Below are 21,700 nucleotides of genomic sequence, written 5' to 3'. Positions count from 1 at the left end.
TTTATTTTTTGACAGTTTGCTTACCTAGCTCTGCTTGTGCTGCCGCTAGTCTTGCAACAGGTACTCTGTAAGGTGAACAAGAAACATAATTTAATCCTACTTTGGAGCAAAACATTATACTTTTAGGGTCTCCGCCATGTTCTCCACAAATTCCAAGTTTTAATTTTTTATTTTGTTTTTTTCCTTTTTCTACTGCAATTTCAATTAAATCTGAAACCCCCTCGTCAATTGATACAAAAGGATCTATTGAGAATATTTTATTCTCCAAGTAGTCATTTAAAAATTTTCCACTATCATCTCTACTAATTCCAAAAGTTGTTTGTGTTAAGTCGTTAGTTCCAAAACTAAAAAACTCAGCATGTTTAGCAATTTCTTTAGCTTTGATTGCTGCTCTTGGAAGTTCAATCATTGTTCCAACCATAAAATGTATTTTTATTTTATGTTTTTTTTGAACGTCACTTGCAACATTAATTACTAAATCTTTCATTATTTTAATTTCAGCTTCTGTTGAAACTAAAGGAATCATAATTTCTGGAAAAGCTGATTTAATCTTTTTCTTTTTAAGCTCCACTAATGCCTCAAAAATAGCTCTACATTGCATTTCATATATTTCTGGGAAAGATATACCAAGTCTACAACCTCTATGACCCAACATTGGGTTTTGTTCGTGTAATTCTTCTATTCTAGATTCAACTTCTTTAATTGGGAGATTAACAACATTTGCTACTTCGCTAATTTCTTTTTCTGTTCTTGGTAAAAATTCATGCAGAGGAGGATCCAATAATCTAACTGTAACAGGTAGACCGTTCATAATTTTGAAGATTTCTATAAAATCTTTTTTTTGATGAGGTAAAAGTTTTTCAAGTGCTTTAGCTCTGTCTTCTTTAGTTTTAGATAAAATCATTTCACGAACAGATAAAATCCTTTCTTCATCAAAAAACATATGTTCTGTTCTACAAAGACCGATGCCCTCTGCTCCAAAATCTTTTGCTGTTTTTGTATCTTTGGGTGTTTCTGAATTTGTTCTAATATTTAATTTTCTAAATTCGTCTGCCCATGACATTAATTTTGAAAAATCGCCAGAAATTTCTGGTTTTACTGTTGAAACACTTCCTAAAATAATTCTGCCGGTAGATCCATCAATCGTTATAATTTCACCTTCTTTAATTTCCATAGATTGAGTTCTGAATGTCTTATTTTCATAATTTATATCAATTTCACTCGATCCAGAAACGCATGGTCTACCCATTCCTCTGGCAACTACCGCTGCATGACTTGTCATTCCTCCTCTTGCAGTCAAAATCCCCTTTGCTGCATGCATTCCTTGAATATCTTCTGGAGAAGTCTCCACTCTAACTAAAATTGTATCTTGCATCATACCCGTTAATCGCTCTGCCTCTTCGGAAGTAAAAACCACTTTACCACTTGCAGCACCCGGTGACGCTGGCAAACCGTTAGCTATAACATTTATCGAGCTATTCTCATCTAAAGTAGGATGAAGTAGGGTATCTAACGAATTTGGATCAATTCTTAAAACAGCTTCTTTTTTTGAAATTAATTTTTCTTTTACCATTTCAACCGCAATTTTTACTGCTGACTTTGCCGTCCTCTTTCCAGACCTTGTTTGAAGCATCCATAATTTTTTATTTTCAACAGTGAATTCAACATCCTGCATATCTTTGTAATGTTTTTCTAATTTTTTTAAAATTTTATGTAATTGTTTATAAATTTTAGGCATAACTTCTTCCATCGATGGAGCATCGACTTTTGCTTGCTGTCTTGCTTTTTTTGTTATGTATTGTGGAGTTCTTGTACCTGCAACAACGTCTTCTCCTTGTGCATTTATTAAATATTCACCATAAATTTCGTCAAATCCATTTGAAGGATTTCTAGTAAAAACAACTCCTGTTGCACAATCTTCACCCATGTTACCAAAAACCATTGATTGGACATTAACTGCTGTTCCCCATTCAGCAGGTATTTGATTTAATTTTCTATAAACTTTTGCTCTATTGCTTTCCCAAGATAAAAATACTGCACTAATTGCTCCTAATAGTTGTTCGTGAACATCTTGGGGGAAATCCTTTTTAGTTTTTTCTTTAACAGTTCTTTTAAAATCTACAATCAATCCATCCCAGTCATTTTCATCTAGATCAGTATCTAAAAGAACTCCTTTAGTAAGTTTGTAGTTTTCAATTAATTCTTCAAAGTGATAGCCCTCAACTCCCATTACAACATTTCCATACATTTGAATAAATCTTCTATAGCTGTCTTTGGCAAATCTTCCGTTAGAAGTTCTTAATTTTAACGCATTTACTGTTTTATCATTTAAACCAAGATTTAAAATCGTATCCATCATTCCTGGCATTGATACTCTGGCACCAGACCTAACAGACAAAAGTAAAGGATTCCTAAGGTCTCCAAATTTTTTACCAACGTCTTTTTCAATTACTTTTAATTCTTTTTTAATTTGATTTACTAAATTTTTATTTAATTTTTTTTTATCTATGTAAAAAATTTCACATACCTTAGTTGAGATTGTAAACCCTGGTGGAACTGGAAGGCCCATTCTCCCCATCTCAGAAAGATTAGCTCCCTTACCTCCTAAAAAATTTTTAGGATTTTTAATCTTTTTACTTTCTTTAGATTTAAAATTTAAAATAAGTTTGTTCATTAGTGAGCCTCAATCAAAGAAAAATTAACATAATTATCAAATGTTTTACATAACATTTGGACAAGTTCTAGTCTGTTTTTTTTTATCGCAGGATCCTTTTCGTTTACAATCACGTTATCAAAAAAATCAAAAATTACTTTTTTAGAGTCAGCTAAATTGTCTAAAGATTGTACAAAATTCTCGTCTTTATTAATACTTTGAAAGTACTTTCTCAATTCATTAATTTTTTTAAATAGATCTTTTTCAAGTTCTGTTTTAAAAATACCAGGATCAGTTGTATTTGATAATTCAAGTTTTTGGTCTTTTGACTCATTATCTAATATACTTGAGGCTCTTTTGTAACTAGATATTAAATCAACGCCAGTTGGCTTATCAATAAATTTATTTAAACTTTTGGCCTTACCAAAAATAACTACGGATTGATCAAGATTTAGAGAGCTTGTTGAAGCTTGAATAATATCATGACGAATTTTTTCTTCTTTCATGTAAAATTTTAATCTATCCATCAAAAAGTCAGCTAATTCTTTTTGTAATAACCTATTCTCAAATTCAAATCCTTGCTCTATGTATAAACTTGACGAATAACTAATTAAGTCTTTTATTTTAAAATCTTTTTTATTTTCAACTATTGTTTTTATTATTCCTAAAGCAAGTCTTCTTAAAGCAAATGGATCCTTAGAGCTCGTTGGTTTCTGGTTTATTCCAAAAAAACCAACTAGAGTGTCTAATTTGTCAGCCAATGAAAGTGCAATACTATATGGTTTCTTTGGTACTTTTGAGTTTAGTCCAGCTGGTAAATATTGTTCGCTTATAGCTCTACAAATATCTTTTTCAAAACCTTGCTCTTTTGCAAAATAACCCCCCATAATTCCCTGAAGTTCTGGAAACTCTCCAACAAGTTCAGAAACCAAATCTACTTTGCAAATAGATGAAGATAATTCAACTTTCTCTTTGCTGATTAATAATTCATCTGAAAGCATTCCACCAAGCTTTCTCATTCTTTGAACTTTGTCAAAATATGTTCCGAGACCTTTAAAATAATTCATAGATTTTAGACTTGAAACTCTCTTAACTAAATTTTGCGATTTATCTTTTTGCCAAAAAAATTCTGCATCACTTAATCTAGCTTCTACAACTCTTTCGTTTCCTAGTTTTATTAGACCACTCTTATCTTGCTTATTGGTTACAACTAAAAATTCATTTGTAATATTTTCTTTTTTATCAAAAGTTGGAAAATATTTTTGATGATGTTGCATAGTGATGATCAAAATTTCTTTTGGAATATTAAGAAATTTTCTATCAAATTCACATAAAATCACATTTGGTTGATCTAATAAATCAACAATTTCATCAAGTAGTTTTGGATTGTTTTCAATTGTTACATTTTTCTTTTTTGTAATTTCATTAAATTTTTTTTCTATTAAATTTTTTCTATGATTTTGATCAATAGTAATACTTAATTTTTTAAAAAAATTATTGTAATCTTTAAAACTGTTAAATATTTTTCTCTTCTCCTCAAATTCCTTGTCTATAAAAGTTGAGTTTGATGAAATTAAGTGATGAAAATAAAAATTTAATTTTTTTTTATCAAATATAGCTAGTATTGATTTTAGAGGTCTGCCCCAATTTAAGTCAAATTCACCCCATTTCATTGATTTTTTCCATTGTATTTTTTGCAATACTAAAGGTATAGATTCTTCTAATAGATTGTGAGTATTAAGTTTTTTTGACTTTGTTTTAAAAAAATAAAATTCTCCTTTTTCATTCTTTTTTTTTATAAGGTCCTTTTTGAGTATGTTATTTGACCTCATAAATCCCTCCAACGCCATTTCAGGGGCATTTACGCTAGGTCCTTTAACTTCTTCAGCTTTTAAAACAATTTTTTTTTGAAGACCTTCAAATACGATTATCAATCTATTTGGTGTTGAATATGATGAACTTTTTTTAAAAGAAATAGATTTTTTTGCAAACAATTCGTTAAAACTATATAATAAATTTTCTCTTAAACTTTTTTGAAGGGATGAAGGTATTTCTTCACTAAATAATTCTAAAAAAAATTCTGACATTTAGCTTTGACTATCTAGCCATATACCTGCGGCTGCTTTTGTAATATCTCGAATTCTACCTATATATCCAGCTCTCTGTGCTACACTTATTGCGCCTCTTGCATCTAAAATATTAAATACATGACTTGCTTTTAAACATTGATCGTATGCAGGCAATGATATCTTTTTTTCTACTAAAGATTTTGCCTCCAACTCATGCATATCAAAAATCTTTAATAAATTATCAACATTTGCATGTTCAAAATTATACGCTGAAAATTCTCTTTCTGCTTGATGAAAAACATCATGATATTTAACACCATCATCGTTCCATAAAAGATCATACACATTTTTTTGTTGTTGAGTGAACATACATATTCTCTCTAAACCATAAGTAATTTCAACCGAAATGGGTTTACATTCATAACCTGCCATTTGTTGAAAATAAGTAAATTGAGTTATTTCCATGCCATCACACCACACCTCCCAACCCAAACCTGCAGCACCTAGCGTTGGACTTTCCCAATCATCTTCAACAAATCTAATATCATGCTCGTTATGATCTATGCCTATTACTGACAAACTATTAAGGTACAATTTTTTTATATTGACTGGTGAAGGTTTAATCAAAACTTGAAATTGATAATAGTGCTGCAATCTATTAGGATTGTCTCCATATCTTCCATCTGTAGGTCTTCTTGATGGTTGAACGTATGCAGCCTTCCATGGTTTTGGCCCCAATGATCTAAGAGTTGTTGCTGGATGAAATGTTCCTGCTCCAACCTCCATGTCATAAGGTTGCAAAACAATACATCCTTTTTTACTCCAAAATTTTTGAAGGTTTAAGATTGTTTCTTGGAATGATTGAATTTTTTTTTTTGTTTTAGAAGCCATATCTTTGCCAAATTGACCTTTCGTCTAGAATGTTAGCTAGTTGATCTACATGGTTATTTGAAGACGAAAGTTTCTGACTTAACCAACCTTTAGTTTTTTCAAACTTTTTAACAATTACATCATCTCCAAATTTTTCTTTTAAAACTTGATGAGCATTCCCAATTCCATCTATTAGTCCTAAATCTTTTGCTTTACTGCCTGACCAAAATTCTCCTGAAAAAAGCTCAACTTCAGATTTATTTAATTTAGACCCTCTACTTTTTTCTACTACATCTATAAAATCTTTATGCAAATCTAATTGAATTCTTTTTAATCTTTCAATGTCCTCATTTTTTTCCTCTAGAAAAGGATCTAGTGTACTTTTGTTTTTACCAGCAGTATGAACTCTTCTTTCTACACCAATTTTTTTTATTAATTCTGTAAACCCAAATGATGAATAAATCACTCCTATAGATCCAATAATTGAACTTGAATTCGCATAAATTTCATCACCAGCACATGAAATAAGATAACCTCCTGATGCTGCCACATCTTCTGCAAATATAATTACTTTTTTTTTATTTCTTTTAGCCTCTTGTCTTATTAAACTATAAATTAAGTGTGACTGAACAGGTGATCCACCAGGAGAATTAATGGTAATAGCAACACAAGCAGCTTTTTTAAGAGAAAAAGCCTTTTTTATCAGCTCTTCTTGTCCAGCAAAATCAATTCCTTGTTTAAATTTCCCAGCATTTCCAATAACTCCGCTTAACTTTACATGAGCTACAGTCTTTTTCTTTTTAAAAAAAGAGAACATTGTTATTCCTTATAGAATTAATAATTGAATATATATATCCTACTTATAATTGAAGAAACAGGTGCGTCAATTGATAAGTAATATATAAAAGTTAATTATATTAATTTAAACTGATTATGGGAACTGTAGTACAGCTTAAAAACCAGATAAATGACTCTTATTTTCAACTTAAAAACTCAGTTGAAGACAAACTTGTTCTAACTGAAGAAAAAATAAAATCAAAATTAGCTAGTGATGTTGAGCTGGTACAAAAAATGACTAACTATCATAGTGAAACAGGGGGTAAAAGACTACGAGCTCTTTTAACATTAGGAGCCGCAAAACTATGTGGATACACCAAAGGTTCTAGAGACGTAAATCTTGCAGCTTGTGTGGAATTAATTCATAGCGCAACGTTGATGCATGATGACGTAATTGATCAAGGTGTCGTAAGAAGAGGAAAAAAAACTTTAAACAAGATATGGGATAACCATTCTTCTGTTTTAATTGGTGATTACTTGTTAAGTAGATGCTTTGAGATGATGGTAGAAGATGGTAATTTAGAAGTACTAAAATTATTATCATCAACCTCCTCTAAGATTGCACAAGGTGAAGTTTTACAACTTCAGCATAAAGGTGAAGTAGACATGCTTGAAGAAACTTATTTGAAAATCATTTCGGCAAAAACTGCCGAACTATTTGCGGCTGCAACAAAGGTGGGCGCAATTTTATCAGATGCTGATACAAAAGAAAAAAATGCTCTTGAATTTTATGGTAGAAATCTTGGGCTTACTTTTCAAATTGCAGACGATACTCTTGATTATAATTCTGATCTAAAATTATTTGGAAAAAAAGTTGGTCAAGATTTTTTTGAAGGAAAAATTACTTTACCTATAATCTTGCTATTTCAAAAAATAAATTTTAATGAAAATAAATTGTTAATTGAGTTGTTTAAAAAGGATACAAGAAATAGTGATGACTTTAAAAAAATAATTACTATCATAAAAAAATATAACATTATTGAAGAATGTTATCAAAAAGCTCGACATTACATAAATCTTGCTTCAAATTCATTAGTGGTATTTAAGGACTCTAAAGAAAAAGAAATACTTAAAAGCCTTACTTCATTTAGTTTAGGAAGAAATTTTTAAGGATTTAATAAAGATTTAATCCAATTTCCACTTTTATCCTTAGTATATTTTAATCTTTCATGAATTCGGCTGTCTCCATCTAACCAAAATTCAATACTTGTTGGAGATAAATTCCATCCAGACCAATGACTAGGTCTCGGAACTTTATTTACATCATTATATTTTTGTTTGAATTCTCTAATTAAATTTATGAGTTCACTTCTACTGTCTAATTCTTTACTTTGTTTAGAGGCCCAGGCCCCAATCCTACTTTCATAACCTCTTGAGTTGTAATACTGATCAGCAACTTCATCTGTTACCTGAATAACTGTTCCACTAACTCTTATTTGTCTTAAAAGACTTTTCCAATGAAAGCACATTGCAGCTTTGGGGTTTTCTTTTAATTCATTTCCTTTTTGGCTGTTCAAGTTAGTATAAAACACAAATCCCTTTTGATTAAATTCTTTTAACAAAACTACCCTTACTGATGGAGAATTATCTTTATTAGATGTGGCTAATGAAAGCGCATTAGGATCATTAGGTTCTGATTTTTCAGCTTCTTCCATCCATATCTTAAATAGCTGAATAGGATCTTCTAGATCCAAAAAACAGTTATTAAGGCCAAGTGAGTTTTTTTGATTCATAATTTAAACAAAATAATCTATATAATATAAATAATGTCATTTAATACTTTTGGAAAGTTATTTCGTTTTTCAACCTGGGGTGAGTCCCATGGTCCAGCTATTGGCTGCATAGTTGATGGCTGCCCACCTAATATAAATCTTAATGAAAAAGATATACAAGTAGAATTGGATAAAAGAAAACCAGGTCAGTCAAAATTTACAACTCAACGAAAAGAAGATGATAAAGTGCAAATACTATCTGGAGTATTTGAAGGAAAAACAACTGGAACACCTATTTCTCTTATTATTTATAACAAAGATATGAGGTCAAAAGACTATGGTAAAATAAAAGATAAATTTAGACCAGGACATGCTGATTTAACTTATTTTAAAAAATATGGAATAAGAGATTATAGAGGTGGTGGAAGATCTTCCGCAAGAGAAACTGCTGCTCGAGTTGCAGCTGGTGCAATAGCAAAATTAGTTTTACAAAAAAAGTTAAGTAAAACTTTTAAAGTTATTGGAGCTGTTACCCAACTAGGGATTTTAGGATGTGACACTAATCAATGGAACGATAAAATAATTGCTAAAAATCCATTTTTTTGTCCTGACAAATCAATGGTTAAACTTTGGGAAAAATATTTGTTAGGTGTTAGAAAATCTGGGTCTTCTTGTGGTGCTATAATTGAAATAAGAGCAAGAGGAATACCTGCAGGATTAGGCGCACCTATATATTCAAAATTGGACTCTGATATAGCATCAGGATTAATGAGTATAAACGCTGTCAAAGGAGTTAATATTGGAGCTGGAATGAACTCCGCATATTTAAGTGGAGAACAAAACTCAGATGAAATTTCTCAAAAAGGTAAAAAATTAAAATTTAACTCTAATAATGCTGGAGGGATTTTAGGAGGTATATCAAGTGGTCAAGAGATTATTGCTTCATTTGCTGTAAAACCGACATCATCAATTTTAACAACTAGAAAAACTATTAATAAATTTGGAAAAAATACTTCTATTTCTGTTAAAGGAAGACACGATCCTTGTGTAGGCATCAGAGCCGTTCCTGTTGGAGAGGCTATGATGAATTGTGTTTTATTAGATCACTATCTAATGAACAAAGCTCAATGTAGCTAGAATTACTATCAGTTTTTTACAACTTTAATTGATTGTTTTTTGAACAAAACATCCATAATTTTTTTTGAAATTTGTGTGGCATTCAATCCTGCTAACTCATACATATTTCTTGGGCTATCGTGTTCAATAAAAGTATCAGGTAATGTCATTGCTCTAAATTTTAAACCTTTATCAAAAATACCTTTTTCAGCTAATAAATTTTTGACATGAGAGCCAAAGCCACCAATCGATCCTTCTTCAATAGTGATCATTAATTCATGTTCTCTTGCACATTTTAAGATAAGTTCTTGATCTAAAGGTTTTGCAAATCTTGCATCAACAATTGTTGTTGTAATACCTTTATTCATTAATTCCTCAGCTGCTAATTTGCATTCCTCAAGTCTTGTTCCTAAACTTAAAATACAAACTTGTTTTCCTTCTTGAACAACTTTTCCTTTACCTATTTCAATTTTTTCATCGATTGAAGGTAAATCAAGCCCGACTCCTGTTCCTCGAGGATATCTAATTGCACTTGGCTTGTCATTTATATCAATTGAAGTATTTATCATTTTTACCAATTCCACTTCATTACTTGCTGCCATTACTATGAAATTAGGTAGAGTTGATAAATAAGTAATATCAAATGAACCAGCATGTGTTGAGCCATCTGCGCCAACTAAACCTGCTCTATCTATAGCAAATCTTACTGGTAAACTTTGAATAGCCACATCATGAACAATCTGATCATAGGCTCTTTGCAAAAAAGTTGAATAAATTGCTGCAAAAGGTTTATAACCTTCTGTAGCTAAACCAGCTGCAAACGTTACTGCATGTTGCTCGGCTATACCTACATCAAACATTCTTTTAGGGAATTCTTTTCCAAAAATATCCATTCCTGTTCCACCTGGCATTGCAGCTGTTATTCCAACAACTTTACTATCCTTTTGAGCATGTTTAACTAATGTGTTGGCAAACACTTTTGTGTAAGCAGGAAGGTTGTTGCCACTTTTAACTTGTTCCCCTGTTTTAACATTAAATTTTGAAACTCCATGATAATGATCTGTTGCTTTTTCTGCATAAGAATAACCTTTTCCTTTTTGAGTTTTTACATGAATCATAATTGGCCCCTCATGTTTTGAGTCTCTTGCATTTTTTAAAATTGGAACAAGGGTTGTTAAATCATGACCATCAATTGGACCTGCATAATAAAAACCTAATGAATTAAATAGAGTACCTCCTGTAACAGCGGACCTTAAAAAATCTTCTGCTTTTCCTGCTTTAGCGCTAAATCTTTTCGAAAAGGCTGATGTAATTAACTTAAGTGTTTCTCTTAAACTAAAATATATTTTACCAGTAAATAATTTTGCCAAGTATGTTCTCATAGCACCCACTGGTTTAGCTATAGACATGTCATTATCATTTAAAATTACAATCATTTTAGTTTTTGATGCTCCAGCATTATTCATTGCTTCATAAGCCATACCTGCACTTATTGCTCCATCACCAATCACTGCTATCACATTAGATGATTTGTTAGCTAATTTGTTTGCTTCAGCAATACCTAATGCTGAAGATATAGATGTTGAGCTATGGGCAGCTCCAAAAGGATCATACTCACTTTCTGATCTTTTTGTAAATCCAGATAGCCCATTTCCTTGTCTTAAAGTTCTAATTTTGTTTTTTCTTCCAGTTAAAATTTTATGAGGATAAGATTGATGACCAACATCCCAAATTAATTTATCATTAGGAGTATCGAAAACATAATGAAGAGCAACTGACAATTCAACTACACCCAAGCCTGCTCCTAAATGCCCACCAGTTTCTGATACTGCACTAATCATTTCTTTTCTGACTTCGTCAGAAACTGTCTGAAGCTCATCTTCTGATATCTTTCTTAAATCAGATGGAAAATTTATATTGTTTAAAAATTTATAATTCTGTATCATTTTTCCCTATTTAAGATGTAATTTAATGTTTCTTTAATATTATTTGAATTTGATCCATATTTTTTTAAATTTTTATTAATATCAAAAATAATTTTATCACAATATTTAATAGCATTGTTGTACCCAAGTAAACTTATAAGTGTTGCTTTTCCTTTTTTTTGATCTTTGCCTGTTTTTTTTCCTGCTATTTTTGAATTACCTTTAAAATCAATCAAATCATCTGCTATTTGAAATAATAAACCAATATCAGAACCAATATTTTCAAAAAATTTTATTTCTTTAGCATTTTTTTTCTTAATAATTGCCGGAGCTAAACAGCAAAAACTAAATAATTTCCCTGTTTTTTTAATTTCCATTTCTATAATTTTATCTTTTGATATCTTCTTTTTTTCATAACTAAGATCTAAATATTGACCACCAGCTATACCTAAGTGACCTGAGCATTCTGATAATTTTTTAATTAAATCAATCTTAATTTTTTCACTCACTTTTAATGTAGGACTTGCTAAAATTTCAAATGCCATTGTAAGTAAAGAGTTTCCAGCAAGAACTGCTGTGGATTCCCCAAATTTAATATGAGTAGATGGTTTGCCTCTTCTCATTTTATCATTATCCATACAAGGCAAATCATCATGAATAAGTGAGTATGCATGAATACACTCTACCGCTGCACCAATAGTAATTAATGTTTTGTGATCAATTGATAACAGCGAACCAATATCAATTAAAATTTTAGATCTAATTTTTTTTCCACCTGGAAATAATCCATACTTCATTGATGGGATTAATTTAGAATTATTTTGTTTATCAATAAATCTCTTTAAGTATAGATTTGTATCTTTTGCAATTTTAGCAAGTTTGGATTTCATTTTTTTTTTATAATTTCTTTAACTTTTCTATTTGTTTCCTCACTTATAAACTTAAAACTTTTATGAAATTTTTTTTCAATAATATTATTTAACTTCAGTAATTTCTGATAGTTTTCAATAGAATTATTTAAATCTTTTTCATTTTCTAAAGACTCAATTATTTGATTTGCTTTATCTGTTAGCTCCTCGAGTGAACTTGGGTCATTATCAAGTGGTAAATTTTTATCTTTCATATAATAATGATTATTAATACATGAAATCTATTCAATCAAATTTAAAAAAAGCTAAGAAATATTTAGATAAAAATCATTGTGTAGCCGTACCTACTGAGACAGTTTATGGATTAGCTGGAAATGCTTATTCAGACTTATCTGTAAAAAAAATATTTAGGTTAAAAAAAAGACCCATGAATAACCCATTAATTGTTCATTATTCAGATTTTAAAAAGGTTAAAGAAGATTGTTATATTAATGATAATTTCATCAAGCTCTATAAAAAATTTTGTCCTGGACCTATTACATTTATCTTAAAATTAAAAAAAAACTCTAAAATTTCTAAATTTGTAACCAATAAACAGCAGAGCCTTGCTGTTCGTTTTCCAAGACATCCTTTATTCAAAAAGCTACTTAAAAGTTTACCTTATCCTTTGGCTGCACCTAGTGCAAATATATCAACCAAATTAAGTTCTGTACAACCATCGGATGTTATTGAGGAATTTGGGTCAAAAATAAAATATGTATTAAACGGAGGTAAATGCCGAATAGGAGTGGAGTCAACAATCATCAATCTTTTGAGCAAACCAACATTGCTTAGATACGGAGGATTAGATGTTTCAAAAATAGAAAAGATATTAAAAGAAAAAATTTTAGTTAAATATAATTCAAAAAACAAAATTTCACCTGGTCAATTTCGCCTACATTACTCTCCTGGAGTTCCATTAAGAATTAATGCTAAGAAACCCAAAAAAAATGAAGCCTTTGTGTTAACAAAAAAAAGAAAAGCTAATTCTAAAAACTATTACTATTTAAGTAAAAAAAATGATCTTAAACAATCTGCTAAAAATCTATACTCACTATTAAGAACAATTAAAAAAGATGGTTATAAAATGATCGCAGTTGAAAAAATTCCAAATGAAGGGATTGGCAAAACAATAAATGATAGGTTGAAAAGAGCATCAAAATATTAGATGAAACATGCAATTTAATTAACTAATAAAATCAATTAAATGGTGCGCCTGCTAGGAGTCGAACCCAGAACCTCCTGATCCGAAGTCAGGCGCTCTATCCAGTTGAGCTACAAGCGCATATAGTATTAATATTACATTTTATGGAAAAAGACATTAATTTTATAGTTGAAGAAAATGAAAACAATCTCAGGGTTGATGTTTTAATCAATAAAAGACAAGGGTCGATTAGTAGAACTAGAATCAAAAATTTAATACTTAAAGAAAAACTTAAAGTGAATAATGAAAATATTAAAAGTCCGTCTAAAAGAGTTATTGCTGGTGACAAATTAAGTCTTCATATCCCAGAGCCTGAAGTGGCTTCTTTAAAACCTTATGATTTTAAATTAGAAATAATCTATGAAGATGAAGATTTACTAATAATCAATAAGCCAGCGGGAATAATTATGCATCCTGGTGCAGGAAATTATGACAAAACAGTGGTCAATGCTTTGATGCATCATAATAAAGACTCTCTCTCAACTATTGGGGATGAACTTAGACCAGGGATAGTTCACAGAATTGACAAAAATACATCTGGATTAGTAGTTATAGCAAAAAATAATGAAACACATGAGAATTTATCTACACAATTCAGCAAGCATACAATTACAAGAGTTTATCAGCTTTTAATATGGGGTAAGCTTAGACCCTCTAAAGGTAAAATTGATACATTTATAACTCGTAGCTCCAAAAACAGACAACTGATGGAAGTTAGTAACTCAAAGGGGAAACAAGCTATAACAAATTATAAAACTATAGAAGTTTTTGAAAATGATAAAACACCAACATTAAGTTTTGTAGAATGTAAATTGGAAACTGGAAGGACTCATCAAATACGTGTTCATATGACTTACATGGGAAATAGTATAGTTGGGGATGATAAATATAAAAAAAAATATAAGAGACTTAAGAATATAGATATAAAATTAGAAAGTTTAATATCCAAATTAAATAGACAATTTTTACACGCAAAAACACTGGGTTTTATTCACCCTAAAACAAATGAAGAAATGATTTTTTCCTCAATTTTGCCACAAGAACTAAGTAATTTACTGAAAATGCTTAGAAATACTAGCGAATAAATCATTGAAAAATTAAAATAGTTAATTAAATAAATACACTCATGAGTACAACTTTTAATAATAGCTTGCCGGCTCTATCTAACGAAGGTGGTCTGTCTGCATATCTCGATCAAATTAAAAAGTTTCCAATGCTTGCTGCAGAAGAAGAATATATGTTAGCTAAAAATTGGAAAACCACTGGAAATATTAAAGCTGCAGAGAAATTAGTTACAAGTCACTTGAGGTTGGTTGCCAAAATTGCAATGGGTTACAAAGGTTATGGCTTGCCTGTTAATGAAATGATCTCAGAAGGAAATGTTGGTCTTATGCAGGCTGTAAAAAAATTTGAACCAGAAAAAGGTTTTAGATTAGCAACATATGCAATGTGGTGGATTAGAGCATCTATTCAGGAATACATATTACGATCTTGGAGTTTAGTTAAAATAGGAACTACTACTGCGCAAAAAAAATTATTTTTTAATCTTAAGAAAATTAAAAATCAAATTGCACCCCAAACTGAAGGTGATTTAAGAAATGAACATGTAGATGAAATAGCTAATAAACTAGACGTTAGTAAAGAGGAAGTTGTTTCGATGAATAGAAGACTTTCTGGAAAAGAATTTTCACTAAATGCTCAAGTTGGTGAAGATGGTGATGAATGGCAAGATTGGCTTGTTGATAAAGAATTAGATCATGACTTAAAATTTGCACACCAAGAAGAAATGGAGCAAAGAAAAGATCTATTAAAAAATTCAATTAAAGTTTTAAATGATAGAGAGAGAGAAATTTTATATTCGAGAAGATTAAATGATAATCCAACAACATTGGAAGATTTAAGTAAAAAATATAAAATCAGCAGAGAAAGAGTTAGACAGATAGAAAATAAAGCATTTGAAAAACTGCAAAAACACATGTTGCTTTTAGCAAAGTCAAAAAATCTGTTACCTGTTAATTAAATATCAAAAGGGTTCTCAACGAGAATGGTGTCTTCTCTTTCTGGACTAGTTGATATGCTTGAAACTTTTGCACCTATGAATTTCTCTACGGCATAGATATATTTTTTTGCATTTTCTGGTAAATCACTCATATTTTTAACTCCATTTGTAGAGGTTTTCCACCCTGGAAAAGTTTTGTAAACTGGTTTTATTTTTAATTGATCTTCAACAGCTGCGGGAAGATAATCTATTTTTTTTCCATTTAGTTCATATTCAACACACATTTTTATTTCATCTAACTCATCAAGAACATCTAGCTTAGTAAGAGCAATACCGTCTATTCCTGAAATTTTTATTGTTTGTCTAACTAAAACTCCATCAAACCAACCACATCTTCTTTTCCTACTTGTTACAGTTCCAAATTCTTTTCCTCGAGTACCCAATAATTCACCAATATCATCAATCAATTCTGTTGGAAAAGGGCCTTCACCAACTCTAGTGGTGTAAGCCTTAGTAATTCCAAGAACATAATTTATTGAATTCGGACCACAACCCGTGCCAGTTGCAGCACTTGAGGCAACAGTATTGGATGAAGTAACATAAGGATAGGTTCCATGATCAACATCTAATAAAATTCCTTGTGCGCCCTCAAATAAAATTTTCTTTTTTTGTTTTTTAAACTCATCAATTTTAAGCCAAACAGGTTGTGAAAACTGCAATATTTTAGGTGCTATTTTTAATAAATCTAATTTTAGCTGTTCTTTTTCAAAAATTTTTTTTCCTAAACCTTTTCTAATTGCATTATGATGAACCAAAACTGACTCTAATCTCTGATCTAAATTTGTTTCAGATCTTAAATCCATTACTCTAATGGATCTTCTGCCTACTTTGTCCTCATAAGCAGGGCCAATTCCTCTTCTAGTTGTTCCAATTTTTCCTTTACCAGCTGCATCTTCTCTAATTTCATCCATTTCTCTATGAAAAGGTAAAATTAAATTTGCAGCCTCAGATATAATAAAATTTTCAATATTTACATCAACACCTTTTGATTTTATTTCTTCAATTTCTTCAAGTAATGCCCATGGATCCACAACTACACCATTGCCAATAATTGAAATTTTATTTTTTCTGACAATCCCTGATGGTAATAATCGTAACTTGTATGTTGTTCCATCAATTACCAATGTATGACCAGCATTATGACCACCTTGAAATCTAATTACAACATCAGCTTGCTCTGAGAGCCAATCAACAATTTTACCTTTTCCTTCGTCGCCCCATTGAGATCCAACTACAACTATGTTTTTCATTATCTAAATTTTCTGTTTATGCTTATTGTGTTAAGGTGATTAATTGGTCCATGGCCTTTACCATAATTAGGGTTTAATTTTATTGAAGAATTTACATATTTAATTCCGAGCTCACAAGATTTCTTTATAGGTTTTCCACATGATAAAAAGGTAGTTATTGCACTAGATAAAGTACACCCTGTACCATGAGTGTTGATTGTATTATATCTTTTGCTGTTAAAAATTTTTATTTCAACTTTATTAACAAGTATATCTTGAACAAATTTAGATTTTAAATGTCCGCCTTTAATGAGAACATTTTTAGCACCAAATTCCATCAACTTATTAGCAGCATAAATCATGTCTTCTTTATTTCTTATTTCTGTTTTTGTTAAAATTTGAGCTTCAGGAATATTGGGGGTAATCAATATTGCTCTTTTAATTAATTTTGTTTTAAGTAATTCTATTGCTTTGTTATCTATTAATTTAGTGCCCCCCTTTGCAACCATTACTGGATCAAGAACTATGTTTTTAATTTTAATATCATCTAGGGATTTAATTACATATTTTATAACCCCTGTTGAGTGCAACATTCCAATTTTAATCGCATCGGGTCTAATATCTTTTGAGGTAAATATAATTTGATTATAAATTTCTTTTGGACTGATTGGCGCTATAGACTTAACTCCTGTGGTATTTTGAGCTGTTACAGCTGTTATAGCCGACATTGCATATGATCCCAACGCTGTAACAGTTTTAATATCAGCTTGAATCCCTGCGCCACCTGATGAGTCAGAACCTGCAATGATTAATATTTTTGATCTAAGCTTCAATTTATTTTATTTTTTTTGATATAATATTTATACATTTTTTTAATAGTTCTTTGTTTTCGCTCTCACCCATAACTCTTATTTTTGACTCTGTTCCAGACTTTCTTACTAATATTCTACCTTGTCCTTTCATCAATTTTTCTGCAATTTTTATAGATTTTTTAACTTCAAAATTTTTAATTATTGCTTTATTTTTTACATCAATATTGTTTAAAATTTGAGGTGTTCTTTTAAATTTATTAAAAAATTTACTCGCTTTCATACCTTTTCTAATTGCGAACAGTACTTCTAAAGCAACTAGTAAACCATCACCTGTTGTTGCAAATTTTCCTAAAATAATATGTCCAGATTGTTCACCACCTAAATTAAAACTATTTTTTTGCATTTTTTCTTTGACATATCTGTCTCCTACGTTTGCTCTAATAAATTTTATCCTTTCAGATTTAAAATATTTTTCTAAACCGTAGTTTGACATTAAAGTTCCAACCACACCACCTTTAAGCATTTTTTTGTTTTTCCATCTTGTTGCTAAAGCTGCAATTATTTGATCACCATCAATTATATTTCCTATTTCGTCACACATAATAATTCTATCTGCATCTCCATCTAAAGAAATGCCAAGGTGCGCCTTATACTTCTTTACTGCCAACTTGATTTTACTAGGAAAAGTTGATCCACAATTATTGTTTATGTTAAGGCCATTAGGATTTATACCTATTGCAATTACTTTCGCTCCAAGAGATCTAAGTAACTTAGGTCCTGCTTTATAACCAGCGCCATTCGCGCAATCGATTACAATTCTTAACCCTCTCAAATTAAATTCTTTAGAAAAATTTTTTTTTAAAATTTTTATATAATCATTCGTCCCACTCTCTAATCTTTTTACTCGTCCTAATTTTTCAGGTATAGATAAATTTTTTGAAATCTGCTTGTCTATTAAATTCTCTATTTTTTTTTCAATTTTATCGGATAATTTCATACCATCAGGACCAAACAATTTTAATCCATTATCATGATGAGGATTATGAGAAGCAGTTATCATTATTCCCATATTTGCCTTCATAGCTTTTGTTAGCATTGCTAAACCATTTGTTGGTAAAGGTCCTAATGTAAAAACATGCATTCCCGCAGATGCAAGGCCTGAAACTAAAGCAGGTTCTAGAGTATATCCAGATAACCTAGTATCTTTTGCAATAATCGCAATTTGCTTCTTTTTTTTTTGTGATTTAAAATACGTTCCAGATGCAAGCCCAAATTTAAAAAACATGTCACCATTGATGTTTTTGCTATTGATAGCACCTCTTATTCCGTCGGTTCCAAAATATTTTTTCGCCATTATTTTTTTATCAATTCTTTAAAAACTTTTAATCCCTGTAACAATTCATTAACATCGTGAATTCTTAAAATTTGAACACCTTGCATCATTAAATAAATTGATGAAGCAACTGTTCCACCAATTCTTGATTTAGTATCATTTTTTTCAGATATTTCCTTAATAAATCTTTTTCTTGAATTTCCTACAAGTATAGGAAAACCAAGTGAGTGATAAATAGAAATATTTCTAATTAAATTCATATTATGTTTCAAATTTTTTCCAAACCCTATACCTGGATCAATAATAATATTGTTATGTTTTATACCTATCGACCTTAAAAACTTTATTTTGTCCTCAAAAAAATCATAAATATCTAATAACTCATTTTTATAATTAGGTTTTATTTGCATATTTTCAGGAGTTCCTATTGAATGTTGAATGACAAATGGTATTTTGTATTTTCTTAAAATATCCTTAGTTTTGCAATCATAATCTAATCCAGATACATCATTTATTATCTTTACACCAAGCTTCAGACCTCTTTCCATGATCTCTGATTTTCTTGTATCCAATGATATTGGGATTTTATTAGTTATTAATTTTAATATTTTATTTATTCTTTTCCATTCAAGCTTTGAGTTTATAGTTTTTGATCCTGGTCTTGTAGATTCACCACCAACATCAATTATATTTGCTCCTGATTTTAACATTTCTAATGCGTGATTAATTCCTTTATTTTTGTTATTAAATTTTCCACCATCAGAAAAACTATCAGGGGTAAGATTTAACACTCCCATTATATTCGGTAACTTTTGAAAGCTTAAATTTGCAAAATTTTTTTTTTGGAAGTTATTATTTTTAAATCTAGAGTTATTTGTTTTTTTAGTGATTTATGTAATTTGTTGAGATTTTTTATTGAAATTTTTTTTTTGATTTTCGAGAAATTATTTCGACAAAATCAAAAGATATTTCTTTGTTACCATTTAAAGGCAGTGATTTTTTTTTTCTAACTAATATTTTAGATTCATTTCCATAATAGAAATTACACGCACGTGTGTAATATCTTTTCATAATTATCTTAATGAACTATTTTTGGTTTAAGTCCCATTGATCCCAATGCTGAGGTTTTGTCTTCTTCTGCAGGATCCTTTTCGTCATTTCTCTCAATAGATTTATTGTGTAATATTAAATCTCTAATTTCATCACCCGTTAAAGTTTCGTAGAGAAGTAATGTTTTTGCTAGCTTGTGTAAATCCTCAATTTTTTCATTTAATACTTTTTTGGCTCTATTATATCCTTCGTCTACTAATTTTTTAACTTCTGAGTCTACTTTTTTTTGAGTTTCTTCAGACATTTGCTGATTTCTTGCAACAGATCTACCTAAAAATACTTCGTCCTGATTATCTCCATAGCTTAATGGTCCTAGTAGTTCACTCATACCTGCTTCTGTCACCATGTGTTTTGCAGTTGATGTTGCCGCTTTAATATCAGACATGGCACCCGAAGTAACTTTATCATGTCCAAAAATAATTTCCTCAGCAACTCTTCCCCCCATAGCTTTCGCTATTTGAGATTTCATATATTCTCTATTTTGAGAGTATTTATCTCTTTCTGGTAAAGTCATAACCATACCTAGCGCTCTTCCTCTTGGAAGTATTGTGGCCTTATGTATTGGGTCATCAGCTTTCTCATTTAAAGACACGATTGCATGTCCTGCTTCATGATATGCTGTAAGTTTTTTATCATCTTCTGTTTGCACCATTGATCTTTTTTCAGCTCCCATCATTACTTTGTCTCTAGCTTCCTCAAACTCAGTCAGGGTTACTATTCTTTTGCTTTTTCTTGCTGCAAGTAATGCTGCTTCATTAACTATATTTGCTAGATCTGCTCCTGAAAAACCTGGTGTACCTCTGGCAACAGTTCTAAGATTCACATCTGGAGCCATTTTTATTTTTTTGACATGGACCTTTAAAATTTTTTCTCTACCTATTATATCAGGTAAACCTACAACGACTTGTCTATCAAACCTTCCTGGTCTCAATAGAGCAGGATCAAGAACGTCAGGTCTATTTGTTGCAGCAATTATTATAACTCCCTCATTTGTATCAAAACCATCCATCTCTACTAATAATTGATTTAAAGTTTGTTCTCGTTCATCATTTCCTCCACCTAAACCTGCACCTCTACTTCTTCCAACAGCGTCTATTTCATCAATAAAAATTATACATGGTGAATTTTTTTTACCTTGCTCAAACATGTCTCTAACTCTTGATGCTCCAACACCAACAAACATTTCAACAAAGTCTGAACCTGATATTGTGAAAAAAGGAACTCCAGCTTCACCTGCAATTGCACGTGCCAAAAGTGTTTTTCCGGTACCAGGGTTTCCCACTAGTAGAGCTCCTCTTGGAATTTTTCCACCTAACCTACTAAATTTTTTAGGATCTTTTAAAAATTCTACAATTTCTTCAACTTCTTCTTTAGCTTCTTCTACACCAGCAACGTCATTAAAAGTAACTTTGCCTTTTAACTCATTCATCATTTTAGCTTTAGATTTACCAAATCCCATAGCACCGCCTTTGCCACCCTGCATTTGTCTCATAAAGAAAATCCAAACAGCGATCAATAACAACATTGGAAACCACGAAAGAAGAACACCAAATAGTGATGGCATCTTTTCCTCTAATGGAGCAGCAGAAATGCTTACACCTTTTTCTGATAACTTTTCAATTAAATTTGGGTCATTTGGTGAATAAGTTGAAAATGCATTACCGTTTGAGAAGACTCCTTTAATATTGTTGCCTTGAATTTCAACTTTTAAAACCTCTCCATTATCTACAGAAGTTAAAAATTCTGAAAATATGATTTGATTTCCACCTCTGATATTTGATTGGGGATTTTTGAACATATTATAAAGACCAATAGTTAAAAAAACTATTATTCCCCACATAGCAAGATTTTTTAAATTCATAC

18 protein-coding genes and 1 tRNA gene are annotated in these 21,700 nt (G+C 30.5%); 5 read left to right on the top strand and 14 right to left on the bottom strand.

The features are described from left to right. Position 1: 1 nt before the first annotated feature. The 4 genes from ppdK to ACIJYI_RS01060 are packed head-to-tail and all read right to left on the bottom strand — an operon-like array spanning position 2 to position 6,409. Complete coding sequence (gene ppdK / locus ACIJYI_RS01075; RefSeq protein WP_435114284.1) at positions 2-2,674, bottom strand: pyruvate, phosphate dikinase; 2,673 nt, start codon at positions 2,672-2,674, stop codon at positions 2-4. Next, positions 2,674-4,740, bottom strand: coding sequence for a glycine--tRNA ligase subunit beta (gene glyS / locus ACIJYI_RS01070; protein ID WP_435114283.1), 2,067 nt, complete (start codon positions 4,738-4,740; stop codon positions 2,674-2,676). Before glyS ends, ppdK begins: the two co-directional genes overlap by 1 nt. Next, positions 4,741-5,613: a glycine--tRNA ligase subunit alpha gene (locus tag ACIJYI_RS01065; RefSeq protein ID WP_435114282.1), complete on the bottom strand. Its 873-nt coding sequence runs from the start codon at positions 5,611-5,613 to the stop codon at positions 4,741-4,743. After that, positions 5,603-6,409: a S49 family peptidase gene (locus tag ACIJYI_RS01060; RefSeq protein ID WP_435114281.1), complete on the bottom strand. Its 807-nt coding sequence runs from the start codon at positions 6,407-6,409 to the stop codon at positions 5,603-5,605. Before ACIJYI_RS01060 ends, ACIJYI_RS01065 begins: the two co-directional genes overlap by 11 nt. 116 nt (positions 6,410-6,525) lie before the next feature. Here ACIJYI_RS01060 and ACIJYI_RS01055 point away from each other — a divergent pair, with 116 nt between their 5' ends. Next, positions 6,526-7,539, top strand: a complete 1,014-nt coding sequence (locus ACIJYI_RS01055) for a polyprenyl synthetase family protein (protein ID WP_435114280.1) — start codon at positions 6,526-6,528, stop codon at positions 7,537-7,539. On the opposite strand, the gene pdxH is transcribed toward ACIJYI_RS01055, so the two are convergent. Beyond that, positions 7,536-8,162, bottom strand: a complete 627-nt coding sequence (pdxH, locus tag ACIJYI_RS01050; RefSeq protein WP_435114279.1) for a pyridoxamine 5'-phosphate oxidase — start codon at positions 8,160-8,162, stop codon at positions 7,536-7,538. The two genes, ACIJYI_RS01055 and pdxH, sit on opposite strands and share 4 nt — an antisense overlap. 33 nt (positions 8,163-8,195) lie before the next feature. On the opposite strand from pdxH, the gene aroC reads away from it, so the two are divergent. Continuing rightward, positions 8,196-9,278: a chorismate synthase gene (gene aroC / locus ACIJYI_RS01045; protein ID WP_435114278.1), complete on the top strand. Its 1,083-nt coding sequence runs from the start codon at positions 8,196-8,198 to the stop codon at positions 9,276-9,278. Between the two features lie 8 nt (positions 9,279-9,286). Here the strand turns inward: aroC and dxs are convergent, their stop codons facing one another. From dxs to ACIJYI_RS01030, 3 genes are read right to left on the bottom strand one after another with little or no spacing between them, the layout of a single operon-like run. Continuing rightward, positions 9,287-11,200 (bottom strand): 1-deoxy-D-xylulose-5-phosphate synthase, encoded by a 1,914-nt coding sequence (gene dxs, locus ACIJYI_RS01040; RefSeq protein WP_435114746.1) that lies wholly within the window; start codon positions 11,198-11,200, stop codon positions 9,287-9,289. Then, entirely contained in the window at positions 11,200-12,072 is an 873-nt protein-coding gene (locus ACIJYI_RS01035; protein WP_435114277.1) for a polyprenyl synthetase family protein, read from the bottom strand. Before ACIJYI_RS01035 ends, dxs begins: the two co-directional genes overlap by 1 nt. Then, the gene (locus ACIJYI_RS01030; protein WP_435114276.1) at positions 12,069-12,305 is read right to left on the bottom strand and encodes an exonuclease VII small subunit; all 237 of its coding nucleotides are present in this window, start codon (positions 12,303-12,305) and stop codon (positions 12,069-12,071) included. Before ACIJYI_RS01030 ends, ACIJYI_RS01035 begins: the two co-directional genes overlap by 4 nt. A gap of 20 nt (positions 12,306-12,325) precedes the next feature. On the opposite strand from ACIJYI_RS01030, the gene ACIJYI_RS01025 reads away from it, so the two are divergent. Beyond that, complete coding sequence (locus ACIJYI_RS01025) at positions 12,326-13,258, top strand: L-threonylcarbamoyladenylate synthase (RefSeq protein ID WP_435114275.1); 933 nt, start codon at positions 12,326-12,328, stop codon at positions 13,256-13,258. A gap of 40 nt (positions 13,259-13,298) precedes the next feature. Here the strand turns inward: ACIJYI_RS01025 and ACIJYI_RS01020 are convergent. After that, positions 13,299-13,375 (bottom strand) — tRNA-Arg (locus ACIJYI_RS01020). 23 nt (positions 13,376-13,398) lie between these two features. On the opposite strand from ACIJYI_RS01020, the gene ACIJYI_RS01015 reads away from it, so the two are divergent. Then, on the top strand, positions 13,399-14,379 hold the full coding sequence (locus tag ACIJYI_RS01015) for an RluA family pseudouridine synthase (RefSeq protein ID WP_435114274.1): 981 nt from the start codon (positions 13,399-13,401) through the stop codon (positions 14,377-14,379). Between the two features lie 41 nt (positions 14,380-14,420). Next, positions 14,421-15,314 (top strand): RNA polymerase sigma factor RpoH, encoded by an 894-nt coding sequence (rpoH, locus tag ACIJYI_RS01010; RefSeq protein ID WP_435114273.1) that lies wholly within the window; start codon positions 14,421-14,423, stop codon positions 15,312-15,314. On the opposite strand, the gene ACIJYI_RS01005 is transcribed toward rpoH, so the two are convergent. The 5 genes from ACIJYI_RS01005 to ftsH form a co-directional block, all read right to left on the bottom strand. After that, entirely contained in the window at positions 15,311-16,603 is a 1,293-nt protein-coding gene (locus ACIJYI_RS01005; protein ID WP_435114272.1) for an adenylosuccinate synthase, read from the bottom strand. The two genes, rpoH and ACIJYI_RS01005, sit on opposite strands and share 4 nt — an antisense overlap. Continuing rightward, positions 16,603-17,415, bottom strand: a complete 813-nt coding sequence (thiD, locus tag ACIJYI_RS01000; RefSeq protein WP_435114271.1) for a bifunctional hydroxymethylpyrimidine kinase/phosphomethylpyrimidine kinase — start codon at positions 17,413-17,415, stop codon at positions 16,603-16,605. Before thiD ends, ACIJYI_RS01005 begins: the two co-directional genes overlap by 1 nt. 1 nt (position 17,416) lies before the next feature. Then, positions 17,417-18,748 (bottom strand): phosphoglucosamine mutase, encoded by a 1,332-nt coding sequence (glmM, locus tag ACIJYI_RS00995; protein WP_435114270.1) that lies wholly within the window; start codon positions 18,746-18,748, stop codon positions 17,417-17,419. After that, the gene (gene folP / locus ACIJYI_RS00990) at positions 18,748-19,524 is read right to left on the bottom strand and encodes a dihydropteroate synthase (RefSeq protein ID WP_435114269.1); all 777 of its coding nucleotides are present in this window, start codon (positions 19,522-19,524) and stop codon (positions 18,748-18,750) included. The genes glmM and folP overlap by 1 nt, the downstream gene beginning before the upstream one ends. Before the next feature lie 281 nt (positions 19,525-19,805). Beyond that, positions 19,806-21,698: an ATP-dependent zinc metalloprotease FtsH gene (ftsH, locus tag ACIJYI_RS00985; RefSeq protein WP_435114268.1), complete on the bottom strand. Its 1,893-nt coding sequence runs from the start codon at positions 21,696-21,698 to the stop codon at positions 19,806-19,808. Positions 21,699-21,700: the final 2 nt, after the last annotated feature.

It is taken from the genome of Candidatus Pelagibacter bacterium nBUS_36 (assembly GCF_051201215.1).
Lineage (GTDB): Bacteria > Pseudomonadota > Alphaproteobacteria > Pelagibacterales > Pelagibacteraceae > Pelagibacter.
Note: the sequence above shows the minus strand (reverse complement) of the source record. Positions and strands in the feature narration are given on the sequence as shown.